Source organism: Nocardia sp. CA-119907, from assembly GCF_050955995.1.
Classification (GTDB): Bacteria; Actinomycetota; Actinomycetes; order Mycobacteriales; family Mycobacteriaceae; genus Nocardia.
Window position 1 is genome coordinate 6554952 of the sequence record NZ_CP192091.1, and the last position, 17831, is coordinate 6572782.

At 64.9% G+C, this 17831-nt stretch carries 16 protein-coding genes; 5 read left to right on the forward strand and 11 right to left on the reverse strand.

What is annotated here, in order from left to right; genetic code table 11:
- Window positions 1-74 precede the first annotated feature (74 nt).
- On the forward strand, window positions 75-1598 hold the full coding sequence (adh, locus tag ACQP2D_RS29110; RefSeq protein WP_433679116.1) for an aldehyde dehydrogenase: 1524 nt from the start codon (window positions 75-77) through the stop codon (window positions 1596-1598).
- Window positions 1598-2128: a DUF779 domain-containing protein gene (locus tag ACQP2D_RS29115; RefSeq protein ID WP_433679117.1), complete on the forward strand. Its 531-nt coding sequence runs from the start codon at window positions 1598-1600 to the stop codon at window positions 2126-2128. The genes adh and ACQP2D_RS29115 overlap by 1 nt, the downstream gene beginning before the upstream one ends.
- A 137-nt stretch (window positions 2129-2265) precedes the next feature.
- Here the strand turns inward: ACQP2D_RS29115 and ACQP2D_RS29120 are convergent, their stop codons facing one another.
- From ACQP2D_RS29120 to ACQP2D_RS29135, 4 genes are all read right to left on the reverse strand, one after another.
- Window positions 2266-2469, reverse strand: a complete 204-nt coding sequence (locus ACQP2D_RS29120; protein ID WP_433679118.1) for a hypothetical protein — start codon at window positions 2467-2469, stop codon at window positions 2266-2268.
- Between the two features lie 159 nt (window positions 2470-2628).
- Window positions 2629-3288: a class I SAM-dependent methyltransferase gene (locus ACQP2D_RS29125; RefSeq protein WP_433679119.1), complete on the reverse strand. Its 660-nt coding sequence runs from the start codon at window positions 3286-3288 to the stop codon at window positions 2629-2631.
- 238 nt (window positions 3289-3526) lie between these two features.
- Window positions 3527-4327: a MerR family transcriptional regulator gene (locus ACQP2D_RS29130; RefSeq protein ID WP_433679120.1), complete on the reverse strand. Its 801-nt coding sequence runs from the start codon at window positions 4325-4327 to the stop codon at window positions 3527-3529.
- Between the two features lie 41 nt (window positions 4328-4368).
- Window positions 4369-4875, reverse strand: coding sequence for a VOC family protein (locus ACQP2D_RS29135; RefSeq protein ID WP_433679121.1), 507 nt, complete (start codon window positions 4873-4875; stop codon window positions 4369-4371).
- Window positions 4876-4952: 77 nt separating this feature from the next.
- Here ACQP2D_RS29135 and ACQP2D_RS29140 point away from each other — a divergent pair, with 77 nt between their 5' ends.
- Entirely contained in the window at window positions 4953-5849 is an 897-nt protein-coding gene (locus ACQP2D_RS29140; RefSeq protein ID WP_433679122.1) for an aromatic prenyltransferase, read from the forward strand.
- A gap of 276 nt (window positions 5850-6125) precedes the next feature.
- Here ACQP2D_RS29140 and ACQP2D_RS29145 read toward each other — a convergent pair whose 3' ends face one another.
- From ACQP2D_RS29145 to sfnG, 4 genes are read right to left on the reverse strand one after another with little or no spacing between them, the layout of a single operon-like run.
- Window positions 6126-6647 (reverse strand): flavin reductase family protein, encoded by a 522-nt coding sequence (locus ACQP2D_RS29145; RefSeq protein ID WP_355180412.1) that lies wholly within the window; start codon window positions 6645-6647, stop codon window positions 6126-6128.
- Window positions 6640-7149 carry an NADPH-dependent FMN reductase gene (locus tag ACQP2D_RS29150; protein WP_433679123.1) on the reverse strand — a complete coding sequence of 170 codons (510 nt, stop codon included), beginning with the start codon at window positions 7147-7149 and terminating at the stop codon, window positions 6640-6642. Before ACQP2D_RS29150 ends, ACQP2D_RS29145 begins: the two co-directional genes overlap by 8 nt.
- 24 nt (window positions 7150-7173) lie before the next feature.
- Window positions 7174-8382 carry an SfnB family sulfur acquisition oxidoreductase gene (locus ACQP2D_RS29155; protein WP_433679124.1) on the reverse strand — a complete coding sequence of 403 codons (1209 nt, stop codon included), beginning with the start codon at window positions 8380-8382 and terminating at the stop codon, window positions 7174-7176.
- Entirely contained in the window at window positions 8379-9497 is a 1119-nt protein-coding gene (sfnG, locus tag ACQP2D_RS29160; protein WP_433679125.1) for a dimethylsulfone monooxygenase SfnG, read from the reverse strand. Before sfnG ends, ACQP2D_RS29155 begins: the two co-directional genes overlap by 4 nt.
- 221 nt (window positions 9498-9718) lie before the next feature.
- Here sfnG and ACQP2D_RS29165 point away from each other — a divergent pair, with 221 nt between their 5' ends.
- Window positions 9719-10390, forward strand: a complete 672-nt coding sequence (locus tag ACQP2D_RS29165) for an LLM class flavin-dependent oxidoreductase (RefSeq protein WP_433679126.1) — start codon at window positions 9719-9721, stop codon at window positions 10388-10390.
- Between the two features lie 325 nt (window positions 10391-10715).
- On the opposite strand, the gene ACQP2D_RS29170 is transcribed toward ACQP2D_RS29165, so the two are convergent.
- The 3 genes from ACQP2D_RS29170 to ACQP2D_RS29180 all read right to left on the reverse strand — a co-directional run bounded on the left by ACQP2D_RS29170 (window position 10716) and on the right by ACQP2D_RS29180 (window position 16337).
- Window positions 10716-11606 (reverse strand): alpha/beta hydrolase, encoded by an 891-nt coding sequence (locus ACQP2D_RS29170; protein ID WP_433679127.1) that lies wholly within the window; start codon window positions 11604-11606, stop codon window positions 10716-10718.
- A 991-nt stretch (window positions 11607-12597) separates the two neighbouring features.
- Window positions 12598-15636, reverse strand: a complete 3039-nt coding sequence (locus tag ACQP2D_RS29175; protein WP_433679128.1) for an alpha-mannosidase — start codon at window positions 15634-15636, stop codon at window positions 12598-12600.
- A 110-nt stretch (window positions 15637-15746) separates the two neighbouring features.
- Window positions 15747-16337 (reverse strand): TetR/AcrR family transcriptional regulator C-terminal ligand-binding domain-containing protein, encoded by a 591-nt coding sequence (locus ACQP2D_RS29180; RefSeq protein WP_433679129.1) that lies wholly within the window; start codon window positions 16335-16337, stop codon window positions 15747-15749.
- A gap of 214 nt (window positions 16338-16551) precedes the next feature.
- Here ACQP2D_RS29180 and ACQP2D_RS29185 point away from each other — a divergent pair, with 214 nt between their 5' ends.
- Window positions 16552-17787: an LLM class flavin-dependent oxidoreductase gene (locus ACQP2D_RS29185; RefSeq protein ID WP_433679130.1), complete on the forward strand. Its 1236-nt coding sequence runs from the start codon at window positions 16552-16554 to the stop codon at window positions 17785-17787.
- The last annotated feature ends 44 nt before the right edge of the window (window positions 17788-17831 follow it).

Here is a 17831-nt window from a genome sequence, read left to right on the forward strand (position 1 = left end):
GCTGCAACCGTGCTGCAACATGGACACTCATAGTGTTCCGGATCACACCTGAATCAGCAGATCGAGGAGATTCGATGACCGTCTTCGCCCGCCCAGGAACACCCGACGCCGCCATGTCGTTCCAGGCCCGCTACGACAACTGGATCGGCGGCGAATGGGTCGCGCCCGTCAAGGGGCAGTACTTCGAAAATCCCACTCCGATCACGGGTCGAACGTTCTGCGAGGTCGCGCGCGGCACCGCCGAGGACATCGAACTCGCCCTCGATGCCGCGCACGCCGCCGCACCCGCATGGGGTAAGACCTCGGTCGCCGAGCGCGCCGTCATCCTCAATCAGATCGCCGACCGGATCGAAGAAAACCTCGATGCCATCGCCCTGGCGGAGACCTGGGACAACGGCAAGCCGATCCGCGAAACCCTGGCCGCCGATATCCCCCTGGCCATCGATCACTTCCGCTACTTCGCCGGTGCGATCCGCGCCCAGGAGGGTTCACTGTCGGAGATCGATGCCGATACCGTCGCCTACCACTTCCACGAACCGCTCGGCGTTGTCGGCCAGATCATTCCGTGGAACTTCCCGATCCTGATGGCCACCTGGAAGCTCGCGCCCGCACTCGCCGCCGGTAATGCCGTGGTACTCAAGCCCGCCGAGCAGACTCCGGCCTCGATCCTGTTCCTGATCGGCCTCATCGGTGATCTGCTGCCGCCCGGTGTGGTCAATATCGTCAATGGTTTCGGCGTCGAAGCGGGCAAGCCGCTGGCCTCCAGCCCGCGGATCAAGAAGATCGCGTTCACCGGCGAGACCACCACCGGCCGCCTGATCATGCAGTACGCCTCGCAGAATCTGATTCCGGTCACCCTGGAACTCGGCGGCAAGAGCCCCAATATCTTCTTCTCCGACGTCCTCGCCGCGAATGACGACTACCAGGACAAGGCCCTGGAAGGTTTCACCATGTTCGCGCTCAACCAGGGCGAGGTCTGCACCTGCCCGTCGCGCGCGCTCATCCAGGCCGATATCTACGACGAATTCCTGGCCGCGGCCGTGGTGCGGACCAAGGCCGTGCGGCAGGGCGATCCGCTCGATACCGACACCATGATCGGCGCGCAGGCCAGCAACGATCAGTTCGAAAAGATCCTGTCCTACATCGAGATCGGCAAGGGCGAGGGCGCCACCCTGCTCACCGGCGGCGAGCGCGCCGACCTCGGCGGCGATCTGGCGGGCGGCTACTACGTACAGCCGACGGTTTTCGCGGGCAACAATTCGATGCGGATCTTCCAGGAGGAGATCTTCGGACCGGTCGTCTCGGTGACCTCGTTCTCCGACTACGACGATGCCATCAAGATCGCCAACGACACGCTCTACGGACTCGGCGCTGGCGTATGGTCGCGCGACGGCGCGGTCGCCTACCGGGCCGGGCGTGATATCCAGGCCGGTCGGGTGTGGACCAACACCTACCACCAGTACCCCGCGCACGCCGCATTCGGCGGCTACAAGCAGTCCGGCATCGGACGCGAGAACCACCGCATGATGCTCGACCACTACCAGCAGACGAAGAACCTGCTGGTCGGTTACGCATCGAAGGCGCAAGGCTTCTTCTGATGGCCGACCTCCCCCGGCGCGTGCGCGCCACCGCGGCGGCGATGGATCTGCTCCGTCGCCTCCGCGGGCGGCACGGGCCGCTGATGCTGCACCAGTCCGGTGGCTGCTGCGACGGTTCGGCGCCGATGTGTTACCCCGCAGGCGAATTCGTGGTCGGCGATCGCGATGTGCTGCTCGGCCTGCTCGATCTGCGCCTGCGGGCCGCTGAGCTGCCCGAGACCGAGCCGGAGCCGGATGACTGTGCGCCGGTGTGGATTTCGGGTCCGCAGTTCGCGGCGTGGCAGCACACCCAGCTCATCCTCGATGTGGTGCCGGGCCGCGGCTCCGGATTCAGTTTGGAATCGCCCGAGGGGTTCCGATTCCTCAGTCGCGGAAGGGTTTTCGATGAGTCCGAGCTGGTTGTGCTGGCCCGGACCGAGCCCGTGACCGGTGCTGGCTGGGAGCGCGGTGAGCGCCCGGCGGGATCGAGCGAGCCACAGGTGGTCGCCGAGGCGGCCGATGCCTGCCCGGTGCCCGGTCGTGGTTGCTGACCATCCTCAGCGCATCGGTGGCGGGTACGGCGCGTCCAGCAAACCGTTCGCCTCCTCCGCTGCGGTCAGCGCGCTCACCTCGATGGGAATCGGAACGCGACAGAGCCGGATTCCAGTGCGGCACCGACCATTCCGGCTCAGATCTGAGAACGCCGGTTGACGGCGACCAGATCGAGCACCAGATCCTGCAGGACCCGGCGCGTGGTGTGAGCATGTGCGATCAAAGCTTCGGACGATTCGATCTCGGCTAGCTCCACCAGCCGATCCACTAGGTGGCAGAGCGCGACCAGTCGTCGGATCGCTTGACGTCGCTCGGCGAGGTTCATGGTGTCGGTGGCCATATTCAGCAGATCGCGCCACCGCCGCCGACTGTTTCGCCACAGTTTGCTGGCTCGCGTGCAGCCGCTCCAGCAACATCGACGCAAGCGGATCCTTGCTTCATGGATTGCCAATAAGTCAGTGACGGAACGGATCGCGCACCGAGTCGACCGGTCCAGCGGCTAGATCCGTTCGATGGTCGCGAGCCAGGCCGGTGCACCGTCATCGTGGAACCGCGTCTGAATCCGGTCCGGTTCGATGGCGGCGACCTGCCATCCAGCGCCGGAGTCGAATGCCGCAGTCAGCTCGTCCCGACCGACGGGGTGCGGGCCGGTATCGGGGCCGATGTCACTGAAGCACAACACATACAGCGTTCCACCGTGCTCGGTCACCGCCGCCAGACTCGCCACGTACCGTGCTCGCTCGTCCCCGTCGAAGGTGTGGAACAGCCCGCAGTCCAGAACTGTGTCGAACCTGCGCCGCAAACGCTCCAGCTGGAACGCATCGGCCACCGCGAACTCGACCTCGATCCCACGGTTCTCGGCCTTGTCCCGGGCGATCACCAGTGCCGTCTCCGCGACGTCGACCCCCAGCACCGACAAGCCGAGCGAGGCGACGTACAAAGCGTTCTCGCCGGACCCGCAACCCGCATCGAGCACCGCGCCGGCGAATCCGCCTGCGGATGCCACACGCACTATCGCTGGCTGCGGCCGGTCGATATCCCAAGGCGCAGGGCCGTCGTGATACGACGCATCCCACGGCAATCCGGTCATCCGTTCGTGACTGGTCGGATGCCGACCACCGAACGGACCATCGGCGCGGGTACCCGATTGCTCCGACAAACGTCGTCACCTCCCTATGACCGGCCCTGTCATCTCATCGTGGCACACCAATCGACGGGTCTCGACTATTGCGAAGCCGGGCACTCGCCGCCGCTTTCGAGACGGTGGGCAGCTCCCGATGGTGGGTAGCCCCCGACGTCGCCGCGGACGTCGCCGCCACCAGGCGCGGCTTCGACAATGGTCCACGGCCGCCCGACCCGCCCAGGTACTCGCGTGTCGCGCGCCTGCTCAGCCGGTGTCAGACCCAGGTCGCCGATTCCGGGATGACCCCGTTGGTGCGGGCATTGGCATCGATGATGGCGCGGAGCCAGGTGGTCAGTCCGGGCTCGATGGCATCGTAGAAAGCGGCGAATTCCGGGTCGGCGGTGTATTTCCGGGCTATGCAGACGTGCATCGAGTGGGTGCAGTCGAAGTAGGCGTCGATCGATGCGCGGTGCCGCTCGGCCAAGGCGTTGGCCCGATCGCTTCCGGGGCGCACTCCGGCGCGATGAGCGGCGGCCAGATCCGCGTTCAATGCCTCGACGCCGACGGCGATCTGCTGCCAGTGTTCGGCGGTTCTGCCCGCGGCGCGTTCGGCGTACTGAGCCCACTGGTCGGTGTCACCCCAGCGGTCGCGTGCTTGCGCGGCCCAGCCGGGTTGCCAGTGCCCGCCGAAGATCTCGATCTGCTCGTCGGCCGAGAGCAGGATCCCGGACTTCCTGGCCTCGATCAGGCGGTCCATGGCGTCCGCCATCTGGTGCAGGCGGGCAGCGCGCTCGCGCAGCGAATCGCGCTGCGTACGCAGCGATGCCGTCGCATCGATGGCCGGTTCGTCCAGCAGCGATTTGATGTCCTCGAGAGGTAGGCCCAGCTCGCGATAGGTGAGCACCCGTTGGATCCGAGAGAGGTCCGCGTTCGTATAGAGCCGGTATCCGGCGTCCGTGCGCTCGGACGGGCAGACCAGCCCAATGGCATCCCAATGGTGCAGCGTCCGGATCGTGACGCCCGCCCGGGATGCGGCGGCACCGACGGTGAGACCAGCGGCGTCATCGAGATTCACATCGTCCAGTCTGACATTCGCGCCGGGCGATGCCGCCGACCTCATTTCCCCGGCCCTTCGATTCCGATGGACCTCAGGTGCGCGGCCTCGGCGCTGTTCGGGTCGTAGGGCCGCGCCGCCGTCATGATCACCCGGGCGTTGTCCGGTGTGCGGATCTCCAGTTCCACCGAGTTCCACGGCATCATCCGCGGCCCCGTCGTACAACCGGGCAACACCCGCTCACACGCCGCCGCGATCTCGTCGAGCTGACTCAGCACACACGAGAAGCTCACGCTCAGCGCCGTCGGCTCGGCCAGGTGCTCGTTCGTCACGAGCAGGACATCCTGGAATGCCCAGCGCCGCAGGTGCGTCAGGCGCCCGGGGATGGTGAACAGGTCGAAGAATCCGAGTCCGCGAACCCAGAAGTCCACCGACGCAGCCAGATCGGGAGTCGGCACGGTGACGAACATCGGCATCCCGTAGATGCCGCGGAAAGGCTCCGGAGCCACGGCGTCGAGGGCGGGCACGGGAACCGGACTGATATCGAATGCGGGGTAGGTTTCACTCACCGCGATATCGTCGAGCCTGACGTAGCGTCAGGGTCAAACCGCTACGTCAGCCCGCGATTTGCGGGACGATGAAGGCCATGATCGCATCCGCCACACTCACGCTCGATCGGCTCCGGAGAGACCTACAGGAGTACGCGCGCCTAGCCGAGGCCCGCTATGACCCGGCGGTCGTGGACCCGGTGCTGGACGCACTCGCCGACCTGTGGACCAATTCCGTCGTCGGTGTGCGCACGACGACACATCCGGTGCCCGAACGCGAGGTCAACGCTCGGGTGATGCATCCGGGCGCTCCCACCGATCTGATCGAAAGGCTGTGCAACGCAGGACTTCTCACCTACAACGGACATCCGATGGAGCAGTTGCTCGCCGAGATATCGGCCGCGGTGCCGGTCCGCTCAGGTGTCGATCTCGCACTCGCCGGCGGTGTGCAGAAGATCTGGCTGGTCTTCCCCGAACTACTCGAGGTGGAACGGATTCTCGGATTCTCCGGGATCCCCGACTCGGCACGCGCCAACGCTGAGCACCTGACCCGATATGGCGGCCAAATCGGCATACTGGCAGTCGATTTCGACGCACGCACGATGAATCTCTACTCGAATGTCTTCGCGCCGGGCACCCTCGCTCCCGCGGATATCGCCGGAATTCTGGCCGAACTCGACTTCGCCCCGGCCGACGACGCCGAACTGGAACTCCTGGGACGCACCTTCAACCTCTACCGCACGTTTTCCTGGACATCCCCACGCATGCAACGGATTTGCTTCCCGGTGCGCTGCGACCCGTCGAGCTTCCCGACCCACCTCGACCCGGTCCTGAACCGTTTCGTCGAGGGAGCGCCATTCGCCGACCCCGACACCCGGGGATTCGTCTTCTACGCCGCCTACGGCCCGGACACTCACTACTACAAGATCCAGGCCGAATACGCCGGCGCCCGCCAAGCCACCTTCCCCGGCGGAACCGCCCCCAGCCGCACCTAGCGCTCCATTGCGTCAACGACCACATTGACGCAACCATGTGGTTGCCATAGATCCCCTCCACGGCTGTTCCGATCCCCTCGGACCAGTGCCGTTGCCGTACCTCCCCTGTTCAACCACAACAGGGGTTTCTCCCCTTCGCCGCGACGGGCGAATTCTTCACCCCTCATGGACGATTTCGGAAACGAAGATCCGCGCATGCAGGGGGACCAGCTCAGCACACCCTGACACCGTCCGCGAGATCATCCGAAGTGCTGCGACGAGCATCCGACCCTAACTTCAGCTGGCGATCTCGGTGATCTCGCGGTGTGGGTGCAGGCTGCGGAATTTGCTGCCGTGGAAGATCAGCGGCTCGGCGTCGGCCCGGGCCGCGAGGCGGTTGATCCGCAGGATGACCACCGTGTGGTCGCCCGCCGGTATGCGGGCTTCGACCGCGCCCTCGATCCACGCCGTCGCGCCCTCGATGAAGATCGCATCGGCCGCGCCGCGTTGCACATCCACATTATGGAAGCGGTTGCCGTTGCGGTTGCTCAGTGCCCGAGCCGCATCCTCCTGATCGGTGCCGAGCAGGCTCAGACCGAGGTGCGTGGCGGTATCCAGCTTCGGCCAGGTCGCCGAACTGTTCTGCACACAGAACGACACCAGTGGCGGATCCAGCGAGACAGGGACGAAGGTACTCACCGCCAAACCGTGTGGTGTGCCTTCGATTTCGGCGCACACCGCGACAACCCCGCTGGGAAAGCTGGCGAATACGCGACGCAGTCCGGCGCCATCGGACGGAAACTCGAACAGCTCATACATGGTCTGCTGCCTTCGAACTCAGTGCCGCGGCGACGGGCCGCCAGCGGGTGGTGTAGCGCTCGATGGCGCCGTCTTCCTGAAATGTCCGGTCCGATAGGTAGAGACCGGGCAATGCGGTCGTCGCGCCGAGCTCGACCAGCACCGGCTTGAGCAACAGGTCCGGCGCGAGGGTGTGGGTCGGGCCCGCGCCGAGCATGAGCGGCACCGCCACGACATCGGCCAGGCCGGTACCGCCTTCGAACTGTTCGAGGAACAGCTTCAAAAGTCCGGTGTAGGTGGCCTTGAAGGTCGGACTGGCGAAGACCACCAGATCCGACGCGGCCACCGTGCGCACAGCGGCGGCGACATCCGGGTCACCCCAGGACAGCAGGCCAGCGCCGAAGGAGACCAGATCGATCACCTCCGGTGCCACGTCCGGGCGCAAGCCCTCGGCGACCAGCGTTGCCGCGGTCAGCGTACGGGAGGCGGGCTTCGGATTGCCGACAACGACGGTAACTGACACTTCCGTATCCTCTTCTCGCTCAGCTCAGATCACACCGTGCAGCGGTGGCGCGGTGTCGTGCAGCAATGCCCTGCCGATGTGCTGAAACTTCCACCGCACCGGATCGTGCAGGGTGTGCGTGCGGGCATTGCGCCAGTAGTGATGCAGGTTCAGATCCGCAGTGGCACTGCGTGTTCCGCCCACCTCGAACAGCGCGGCCGAGACCTCGTTGGCCGCACGATCGGCGAGCACCTTCGCGGTGGCGACGGCCAGCGATGCCGGAGCGACGGATTCGGCTGCTCCGACCGCGGCGTCGACGGCCACACCGGCGGTGGTCAGCGTGGCCTCGGCGGCACTCACCGCGACGGACAACTCACCGAAGCGCTGGATCAGCAGCGGATCGTCCACGGCCCTGGCAACGCCCGACTCGAACCATGGACGACTCGATGTCCGCACGAATTCCGTTGCCGCGGTGAGCGCACCACGGGCGATACCGGTGTCGATCGCGGCGTGCAGCAATTGCGCGTAGGCACCGTATCCGGTCGGCGCGTCCACCGCCGCCGAACGAGCGATCAACTGATCCCGCTCGACGACGACATTCTCGAATTCGATGGTCCCGCTGCCGGTCGTACGCTGCCCGATGCCGTTCCAGTCGTCGATGATCCGCACACCAGGGGTATCGGCCGGTAGATAGGCTATGTACTCCCCCGGTGCCAGGCCGCTGCGCTGCTCGGGATCATCGAGCCGGGTGAGCACCGCGAGCAGATCCGCGAAAAGTGAACCCGTACAGTAGAACTTGATGCCATCGATGCGGACCCGGTCACGAAGCGGGCGGACCGTAGTGGCGATATCGGCAACGGTGGCACCGCCACGCTCGGACTGCGCATTCGCGATCCGGGCACCGGCCAGCACCTGACCGAAATAGCGCAACTGCTGATCCCCGGAACCCGCCAACCGCAATAGGTTCAGATAAACGAAGTGGCTGTGCGGAATCTGCGCGATATTCGGGTCGGCGGCCGCCAGCACTCGTACCACCTCCGCGACCGCGCTCGGCGGCAGATCCGCTCCCCCGAACGCCGCGGGCACCGTGATCGCGAGCAACCCACTCGCCGCGAGTCGATCCACCTCGGCGAATGGCAACTCTCGCCCGAGATCACGTGCCGCGGCCCCGGCGACGAACTCCGACGCCAATTGCGCAGCAACAGAATACGCCTGTGTTGCGGATTCGATGCGGTCGGCGGCGATCGCGGTCATCGGTGCCCGACCCCGGCGGGCGTACGCGCGGCCTCCAGTTCCCGGACCAGCGGCAGCACCTTCGCACCGAAGTACTCGACCTCCTCCTGGAAGTGCAGGAACCCGGCGAGGATCAGGTCCACACCGAGTTCCCGGTAGGCCACGATGCGTTCGGCGACCTGTTCGGGCGTACCGATGAGCTCGGTGCGGAATCCGTCGTTGTACTGCACGAGATCTTCGAATGTCGAATCCGCCCACATTCCCTTGCGGTCCCTGGTCGACGCACCGGCCTGTTGCACCGCGTCCCGGAAACCCTCCACCGCGGGCCTATTCGCCTTCTCGATGATTTCGCGCAGGGTGTCGTGCGCCTCTTTCTCGGTATCGCGGGCGATAATGAACCCGTTCAACCCGAATTCGACCTCACGTCGGTTCGCCCGCGCGATACCGCGCAGATCGTCCAGTTGCTCGGTGACACCGTCGAAGTCCTTGCCGTTGGAGAAGTACCAGTCGGCATAGCGGCCACCGTTGCGGCGTGCCGCCGTCGAGTTGCCGCCTTGGAACAGTTCGGGATTCGGCCGCTCAGGGGTGTTCAGCGGCTTGGGCTTCAGCGTGAAATCGCGGATGCGGTAGAAGTCACCGCCGTAGTTCACATTGTCCTCGGTCCAGAGCTTGCGGATCACCTCGAGGAATTCGGCGCTGCGTCGGTAGCGTTCATCGTGTTCCAGCCACGGCTCACCGAGCGCGGTGAATTCCCCTGCGAACCAGCCGGATACGACATTGATGGCGAAGCGACCGTTGGACAGATGGTCAGCGGTGGCACCGAATTTGGCCAGTACGGCCGGATGCCAGAGCCCGGGATGGACCGCGGCGATCACCTTCAGCCGCTCGGTCGCGCCGAGCAGCGCGAGACTGAACGACGTGGACTCGTGCTGGTACTCCGCGCCATAAGACGCGGTGTAGCGCACCTGCGACAGTGCGTAGTCGAAGCCGTTGTTCTCCGCGGTCCGCGCGAGCTTCTTGTTGTATTCGAAGTCCCAACCGGTGCGCTGCTCGATATCGCTGGTGACCAGTCCGCCGCTGACATTCGGCACCCAGTAGGCGAACCGGATCCGATCGGCGATCTGCTCTGTGGTCATGCTTGCTCCATTCGGTCTCGGCGCGCGCTTCTTCCACTCCAGCACCGGAAGCCGAACGGCAGGAGGGTTTGAATCTGTGGGATCGGATGGGTGTAGCGATCGGGGGCAGCGGCGGAAATAACCACGCCGATTTCAACCGGTGACATGCCCCGGCGACGCTGGCAGCATCGCCGGTCATCCGTGCCCGAAACGGCAACCGAACCCGCGAGGAGCAGCTGCCGATGTCACTGTCGTTCCATTGGTTTCTGCCCACCTACGGCGATTCCCGCGGGCTGATCGCCGGTGGCCACGGCACCTCGATGTCCGGTGACCGCCCCGCATCACCGCGCTACCTCAACCAGATCGGCGCGCCGGCTGAGGACAACGGCTTCGAGGCGGTGCTCACCCCGACCGGCGCCTGGTGCGAGGACGCCTGGCTCACCACCGCGCTCAGCTACGGTTTGCGCATTCACGTGATCACCCGCGACACCTCGGCAGAGGCGTGGGCCGTGGCCGATCGCCTGCTGTCCGGCCTCGACGCCGCCGAAATCGAACGCGTGCAGACCAGCCTGGCGCGCAGCGAATCCGAAGGCCAGCGCCGAATGCTCGACCTGCACGGCGGCCGCACCGACCGGCTCGAAATCGCGCCGAACCTATGGGCCGGTGTCGGCCTGGTGCGCGGCGGCGCGGGCACGGCGCTGGTCGGCTCCCATGACGAGGTCGCCGACCGCCTGATCGAATACGCCGACCTCGGCATCACCCATTTCATCCTCTCCGGCTACCCGCATATCGAAGAGGCCTACTGGTTCGGCGAGGGTGTACTGCCGATCCTCGAACGACGCAATCTATGGGCGCACCCGAATCGAACCGAATCAGCGCCCGTAGCAACACCTTTCGCAACTGCGACGAACTGATCGGCCCCGCGCCGATCGGCCGTGCTCCGGATGATCTGAGCCCGCGGTAGTGGCGAAAGTATCGCATCGGGGTTCGATAGATGCCTCCACAACGGCGCGGCCCGTCGGCTCGAGACGCCGACGTCGCGCGGATGTGTTGAACGCGCTGACCGAACTGCTCGAGTCACATCGCCTGCCGAGAAGGATGCATTCCATCCCCACCGAATTGCGCCGCGCGGAGGAACACAATCTGCTCAGCCGCTAGCTCGAAGGCTTGGGCGCGGCCTTCGACGTCGAGAAAGCCGTCGCCGCAGCACCGTGACGGGATGTCGATCGAATGCAGGCGCTATCGACCGAGGTTGGCGAGCAGGAAGTCGCGGGCGACGCCGGATGCTCGGTCGAACTGCTCCTCGTACACGGCGAAGTGGGGGCCGGGGATCAGCGCCAGTTGTTTGGGCTCGAGCGCCTCGGCGTAACTCTGCAGGGCGATATCGGTGGGGGTCAGGGTGTCCTGATCGGCGATCACCATCAGCAGTGGCGTCGGAGATACGCGGCGTAGGAACGCTTCTGGGGCGTAGGACTGGAACTTGTCGACGCTCGACAGGGTGACCTCATTGCGCCAGGTGGGAACCTGCGGGCCATTGGCCATCAACCAGTTGTAGACCTCGATACCGGGCATGGCGACGAGTTCGGTCGGATCATCGGAGGCCGCCTTGATCGTCTCGTACGGTTTCCCGGCCGCCCGGGCCAGACGGTCGGCGGCAATGGCCGCATGGACGGTGGGCAGCATGATGGACGGCACCAAACTGCGAAAGTTGGCCCAGCCGTTGGTAAGTGGCACCTGCGATACAACGGCGCGCACCCGCCGGTCGGTCGCCGCGACGACCAGGACATGGCCGCCCGCGAAACTGGTTCCCCAAATACCGATCCGTTCCGGATCGATACCGTCCAGCGTCTGGGCGAAAGTGATCGCATCACGGTAACCCTCGATCTGCGCGGTGGGGTCGACCTCGTAGCGCGGTTCACCATCGGAGGTCCCGAATCCGGGGTGGTCGTACACGAGACAGGCCAAACCGGCAGCGCTGAACACCTCGGCGAACGGCGCAACCCACTCCTTCACACCCGCGAAGCCGTGCGTCATCACCACCAGCGGCGCGAGACCCGACGCCTGCTCGGGCCGGTAGAGCCACCCTCGCAATGTCACTGCGCCACTGGCGAATTCGACATCGACACGCATCGCGATACCTCCCGTTACATCGTCTCTGTACTCAAAGTACGGCCTGGGTGATCGGATGTCGAAGGTTCGTCCTCGACCACAACTCGACAGCCACTCGGCCGCAGTCGAGTTCGGCCGGGACAGAGGATGCCCGAGTCGTTCGACACCTCGACCACACCTCGGCATTCATGGTCACAGCCGTCCGATCCAGAACGCATGGCGCAACTGGTCGTGCGGCATCGATATCGGCCGCGTGCGATCGGAGATCAGTCATCCCCGCCGCCGGCTCGCGGTGTAAAAGGCCGCCGGGCGGTGACCGAGATACGATGGCGTCGTCGAGCAGCGGTTCAATAATCAACTTGAATCGCAGCGAACTGGCTGCGCGATACCGAGATTCCATCGCGCCCGCGCGTACGTCTATTCCATTTTTGGACGATCCGCGAATCAACGGTCAGACCCGGGCCGGAGCCGTCGGTGAACAGGAAGGTTCGTAGGTCAAATTGGAGGAAGGTACAAAAATATCGGTGTGACCTCGATCGATCTTTGGACTTCTTGTTCCTAGCTGTACGGTCGTCGAAAACGATGTACTTGGCCCCTACGCCCGATTTCGAAGCCAAGTGGCCCGTAGGCGGGGCCGACTGGAGAACCGCGATGACCAGCGCGATTGCGCGGTCCACACCGCATCCCGAAGCGCGAACAGGCGAATACCGCTATCTCGAGCAGATGCCGCGGCTCGGTCGCTGAGACAATGGCAATGCAGGGCAGTCCTGAGTCGACCGAGGCGGCCAGCCAAGGTAATGCAACGCCATGCCATGTCACGGTCCGATTTCCGGGTTGGCCGCCGATGCACTACTGGGCCGACTCCATCGCGGCGCACACTTTCGCGAAAGCAATGTATGCACTGAGACTGGCGACAATTCAAATCGATCACGATATGCGCGAAGCGCTACGGCCCATGCCTTGTCAGCGGCTCTGGATATGAACGAACTGGACCGATGCCCGCCGCAGCAGCTCAGATCTCCGACGATGTTCGATCGTGGGAACGGGCGAACCGCAGCGTGACGAGCTGAAATGGCCACAGCCGCAAACGAACTCCCGTGCCCTCCGGGCTCGCTGGGGTGTCCCCCGGCAGCGGCCGCTCCAACAGATCGCAGACCTGGAACCCGGCGAATCCGAAGCCGACGGCCACCAGCGCCGAGGCCCGACCACCGTGCGCCTCATAGACGCGCAGCACGACATCGCCGCTGCCGTCGTCGGCGAGTTTGACAGCGCTGGTCACCACGGCGTCATTGTCGATAATGAACAGCGGTTCGACGGCTTCGGCGACACCCGGCCGCGACGACGTGAGGTTGATCCGGTAGCCCGCACACACCGCGTCCCCGATCGAAGCGCCCGGGATCAGCGAATGCCGGAAGTGGTGTGCACCGTGGTCGGTTTCCGGATCGGGAAAGCGCGGTGCCCGCAGGAGCGAAACCCGCAGTGTTGTCGTCGTCCCGCCATCGGCTCGGACCGTGCGGGTGACGTCGTGTCCGTAGGTGGAGTCGTTGACGAGCGCCACACCCCACCCCGGCTCGGCGAAATGGACGAACCGGTGGTTACCGGCCTCGAACTTCGCATATTCCCAACTGGTGTTGGTGTGGGTAGGCCGGAACAGATGCCCGAACTGGGTCTCGGAGGCATAGCGGTCGGCGTGGATGTCCAGCGGAAAAGCCAGTTTGAGGAATTTCTCGGTCTCATGCCAGTCGACGTTGGTATTGACGTCCAGGCCGTGCGCACCCGCTCGTAACACGAGGGACTGCTCGACCTTGGAAGACCCGAACGAGCGGCCGACCAGCACCATTGCCGATCCCTGCGAATCCGTTTCTGCCGCAACGAAATCCGCTTCGGCGAGGTCGGTAGCCTGGTTTCGGTAGAAGAGATCGACATCCCACGCGTCCCATGCGTTCGGGAAGTCCGGGTGTAGCTGCAGCAGGTTCGCGACCGAACCCGGCGCGAGCGTCTCGCGTTGCGCCTCGAGGTCGAATACCGACACGATGAGGCCGTGCGCATCCACTTCGACCCGCAACAGCCCGTTGTCGAGGACGAACCCGCCACCCGCGCGCTCGGCCACCGAGCACGGGTGCCCCGCCGCCGCCACGGCCGCCGCCCCACCGGCCGAGACCGATCGCCAGGTGTGCGGCGCCGGGTTGAAGGTATTCGGTCCCGTCCGCGCACCGCCGAGCACCCATTGGGCCCGTTCGATGATCGTCGTCAACTCCTCGGCCACCGCCGCGTACGTCTGAGCCGCCTCTCGGTGCACCCATGCGATGGACGAGCCCGGCAGAATGTCGTGAAACTGGTGCAGCAGCACCGTCTTCCAGATCCGGTCCAGTGCCGCATAGGGGTATTCGCGGTTTTTGCGCACCGCCGCCGTCGCGGCCCACAGCTCGGCCTCCCGCAGCAGGTGCTCGCTGCGCCGGTTACCCTGCTTGGTCTTGGCCTGACTGGTCAGCGTGCCGCGGTGCAACTCCAGGTACAACTCCCCCACCCACACCGGTGGGTTCCGATATTCGGCCTCGGCCTTGGCGAAGAAGTCGGCGGGCTTGTCCCACACCACCTTCGGCGAGCCCTCCAGGTTTCGCATCCTGGCGGCCTTGGCGACCATCTCCCGCGTCGTCCCGCCGCCGCCGTCGCCCCAGCCGGTCGGTGCCAGTGACATCGATGCGCGGCCCTTATCCTTGAAATTCCTTGCGGCGTGCGCGATCTCGCGGCCCTGCATCGAGCAGTTGTACGTGTCGACCGGCGGGAAATGGGTGAAGATCCGGCTTCCGTCGATGCCCTCCCACAGGAAGCTGTGGTGCGGAAACTGGTTGCTCTGGCTCCATGAGATCTTTTGCGTCAGTAGCCATTTGCACCCGGCGGCCCTGAGGATCTGCGGCAGCCCGGCGGCGAATCCGAACGTATCGGGCAGCCAAGCCTCCTGGCTCTCGACACCGAACTCCTCCAGGAAGAACCGCTTACCGTGCACGAACTGCCGCGCCATCGCTTCCGAGCCCGGCATATTCGTATCCGATTCGACCCACATGCCGCCCGTCGGCACGAACCGTCCCTGCGACACCGCGCTCTTGACCCTGGCGTAGACCTCGGGTCGGTGCCGCTTGATGAAGTCGTATTGCGCGGCTTGCGACATCGCAAAGATGAACTCGGGCTCCTCGGCCAGCAATGCGGTCATATTCGCGGTGGTGCGCGCCACCTTGCGCACCGTCTCGCGCAGCGGCCACAGCCATGCCGTGTCGATGTGCGCGTGCCCGACCGCGGAGATCTTGTGCGCGGACGCCACCGCAGGCGCGGCCAGCACGTCGACCAAACACGCGCGCGCCGCAGCCGCCGTGGAGTTCACGTCCTGCAGATCGACGGCGTCGAGCGCGCGCTCGATCGCCCGCACGATGTCATAGCGGCGGGCGGGATCCTCGGGCATCTCGTGCATCAGCTCGCCGAGCACCTCCAGATCCTGGACCAGCAACCAGACCTCTTCGTCGAAGACCGCCAGGTCCAGCCGACCCAGCCGATACTGCGGCTCGGCACCGGCGGTGGACTTGTCGCCGAGCAGGGTCGGCGAGAAGGGAATGATCGGGTTCGAAGCCGCCTCGACGTGCAACACCACGTGCTCGCCGCCGACCGCCGGGGACGCCACACGCACCCACTGGTTACGCGGGTGCAAACCCTTGACCGGCGATCCATCCGACCGGTAGACCAGGCCCTCGCACTGGAAACCCGTCATATTCTGGTCGAAACCGAGATCGATGATCGCCTCGACGGTCCTACCCGCCCACGCGTCGGGCACCGTCGCCTCGACCGTGAGCCAACTGGTTCCCCACGGTGCGCCCCATCTGGCGCCGGATTCGATAGGCGTCCGGGGCGCGGCCAAGCCCTCGGTGACCGGCACCGGCTCACCCGGCGCGACCCAGATGGACGCCTTCAGCGGCACCGTCTCCGGATAGATCGCCGGAGTGATCCGCTCCGCTAGCACCCGCCCGAGGCGATTCTCGACCAACCGACGGTCATCGTGCATAACGCTGGCTCCCATCGAACCGGGGCGTGATCAACGAACCGCAACCATTCTCCGACAGTGCGACCATTTCTCCGGCACATCGGCCATACTGCGCTGCACCGGCCGGGGGCTCAGCTATCTTTTCGACGGTGTCCTCGATGGGGTGCGCCACTGATCGGGCTCGCGTGTAGCCGTAAGACGCTGTCGACGATTGCTTCAGCGTACTTCTCCTCGATGTCCAGTCCGACGAATAATCGCCGGTAGATCAGAGGTCCCGCCAGCTGATCGATGGCCATGGCGATATCGGTATCCGGTTGGAGTTCACCGCTTCTCGTGGCAGCCTCCAGAATCGCTCGAAACCCCGCAGAGCCGGATCGGTAGAGGGTTTCTTTGAGCGAGGCGAATGCGGGGTCGAATGGCGCTCGTTCCAGCACCGCGCGCATCGTGCGTTCACTTGCCGGATCGTGGAGTAATCGTCGCAATCCATTCAGCTCGCTGATCAGATCGGCCCGCAGATCTCCGGTCCGCGCGGTCCGTACCTGGCCGATCCGCTGCACGATCGCGTCATGGATGAGCGATGCCACGTCGGGCCAGTGCCGATACAGCGTGGTTCGGCCGATACCACTGCGGGCTGCGACGGCGACGTGGGTGACGCCGGTCCAGCCTTCCTCAGCGAGGAGCTCTTGTACGGCGGACAGGGCGGCCTGACGGCTCCTCGTCACTCTGGGGTCTGGACCTCGATCCGGCGCGGCCGCGCTCGTCCGAGGTTGGGCGTCGCTCATCAATCCTCCTGCGCAGGGACCGGCACATTACTTGTGGAGCATCTTGCACCAAACCACACTGTGGTACATACTGTCCCATATCTATGGGGCAAAATGTTCCATAGATCGAGGTAGCGATTCAGGCCTCGCTGTATTCCCCTGTGTAGGAGGACTCTTGAAAACCTTGCTGATGAGCACCGCAGCCGTCCCGGTAACGGCCGAGGAACGCAGGTATCGCCGCCCGGTTGCCCGTGATGTCGAGCTCTACCAGCAGATGCTGCGGAAGTACGAAGACACCGCACGGCTGGCTGACGAGCTCGGCTTCGATGGTTTCGGCAGCACCGAACATCACCTGCAGACCGAAGGGGGTGAATCGATGCCCAATCCCCTTCTGGTCTACGCCAAATTGGCTGCGGTGACCTCGAAGATTCAGTTCATGCCCATGTCGATCGTGGTGACGTCGCACGACCCGATCAGGGTGGCTGAGGACTTGGCGCTGTTTACGCACATGTTCCCGGGTCGTTTGGCTGGAGTTCAGTTCGCTCGGGGTTATCAGACCCGCTGGATGCAGACATTGACCCAGTCGGAGAACATTGTCGCCTTGAACCCCGCGTCCGATCAGCGCAATCGGGCCCGATTTGATGAATACCTGTCAGTTGTCGAGAAGGCATGGACACAGGATTCGTTCAACCACCGAGGCGAGTTCTACCAGGCGCCGTTTCCTGCCGACGGCATCCGCGATTGGGCGCTTGCGGACTGGACGCGCGCTTATGGTGGTTCTGGCGAGGTCGACGCAGACGGTACCGTCCGCGAGATCGGCGTCATCCCGAAGCCGCTGCATCGCCCCACGGTCTTTATCCCGAATACGTTCTCACCGCAGACTGCCATCGACTCCGCTCGACATGGACGCACCCTCGTTCTGGCATCGGGAAACCGTGAACGGGCTCGCGAGATTGCCGAACTCTACCGCGACACTGCGCGTGAGGCCGGCCACGATCTGCATCTCGGCCAGAACTTCGGCATCTTGGTGAAGATCGCTTTCGGCGAGACCTTCGAGGAAGCATTCGACTACGCTGCCCGAACCTACGGGTTCTGGTATCACAACTTCTTCCAGAAATTCGGCTTTACCGAGGTGTTCCGCACCGCCGCTGACGACCCGAACCGTCCCTTCGATCTCGGTGATGCACGGGCGTTGACACAACGGATGATCGAGAGCGGTCAACTGCTGTGCGGCACCGCCGACCAAGTCCGCGACCAGATCGCGGAGGTGGCAAGTGTCTACGGTGGCGGTGCGTTGGACTGGTTGATTTATGAGACCTGGGGCCAGTCACTTCCCGACGACGAGCGCGGTGACATTCACCGGTACCAGCTGAGCACCTACGCCAAGGAAGTCATGGCGGCGTTCCGCTGACCAAATACCCCGGCTGGCAGTGGCCTGAGCTGGACGGATCCGGC

What these genes read in the sequence shown, in the direction of transcription:
- adh (WP_433679116.1), top strand. Translation starts at nt 75, where the DNA reads ATGACCGTCTTCGCCCGCCCAGGAACACCCGACGCCGCCATGTCGTTC.
- ACQP2D_RS29115 (WP_433679117.1), top strand. Translation starts at nt 1,598, where the DNA reads ATGGCCGACCTCCCCCGGCGCGTGCGCGCCACCGCGGCGGCGATGGAT.
- ACQP2D_RS29120 (WP_433679118.1), bottom strand. Translation starts at nt 2,469, where the DNA reads ATGGCCACCGACACCATGAACCTCGCCGAGCGACGTCAAGCGATCCGA.
- ACQP2D_RS29140 (WP_433679122.1), top strand. Translation starts at nt 4,953, where the DNA reads ATGATCGCATCCGCCACACTCACGCTCGATCGGCTCCGGAGAGACCTA.
- ACQP2D_RS29145 (WP_355180412.1), bottom strand. Translation starts at nt 6,647, where the DNA reads ATGTATGAGCTGTTCGAGTTTCCGTCCGATGGCGCCGGACTGCGTCGC.
- ACQP2D_RS29155 (WP_433679124.1), bottom strand. Translation starts at nt 8,382, where the DNA reads ATGACCGCGATCGCCGCCGACCGCATCGAATCCGCAACACAGGCGTAT.
- sfnG (WP_433679125.1), bottom strand. Translation starts at nt 9,497, where the DNA reads ATGACCACAGAGCAGATCGCCGATCGGATCCGGTTCGCCTACTGGGTG.
- ACQP2D_RS29165 (WP_433679126.1), top strand. Translation starts at nt 9,719, where the DNA reads ATGTCACTGTCGTTCCATTGGTTTCTGCCCACCTACGGCGATTCCCGC.
- ACQP2D_RS29170 (WP_433679127.1), bottom strand. Translation starts at nt 11,606, where the DNA reads ATGCGTGTCGATGTCGAATTCGCCAGTGGCGCAGTGACATTGCGAGGG.
- ACQP2D_RS29175 (WP_433679128.1), bottom strand. Translation starts at nt 15,636, where the DNA reads ATGCACGATGACCGTCGGTTGGTCGAGAATCGCCTCGGGCGGGTGCTA.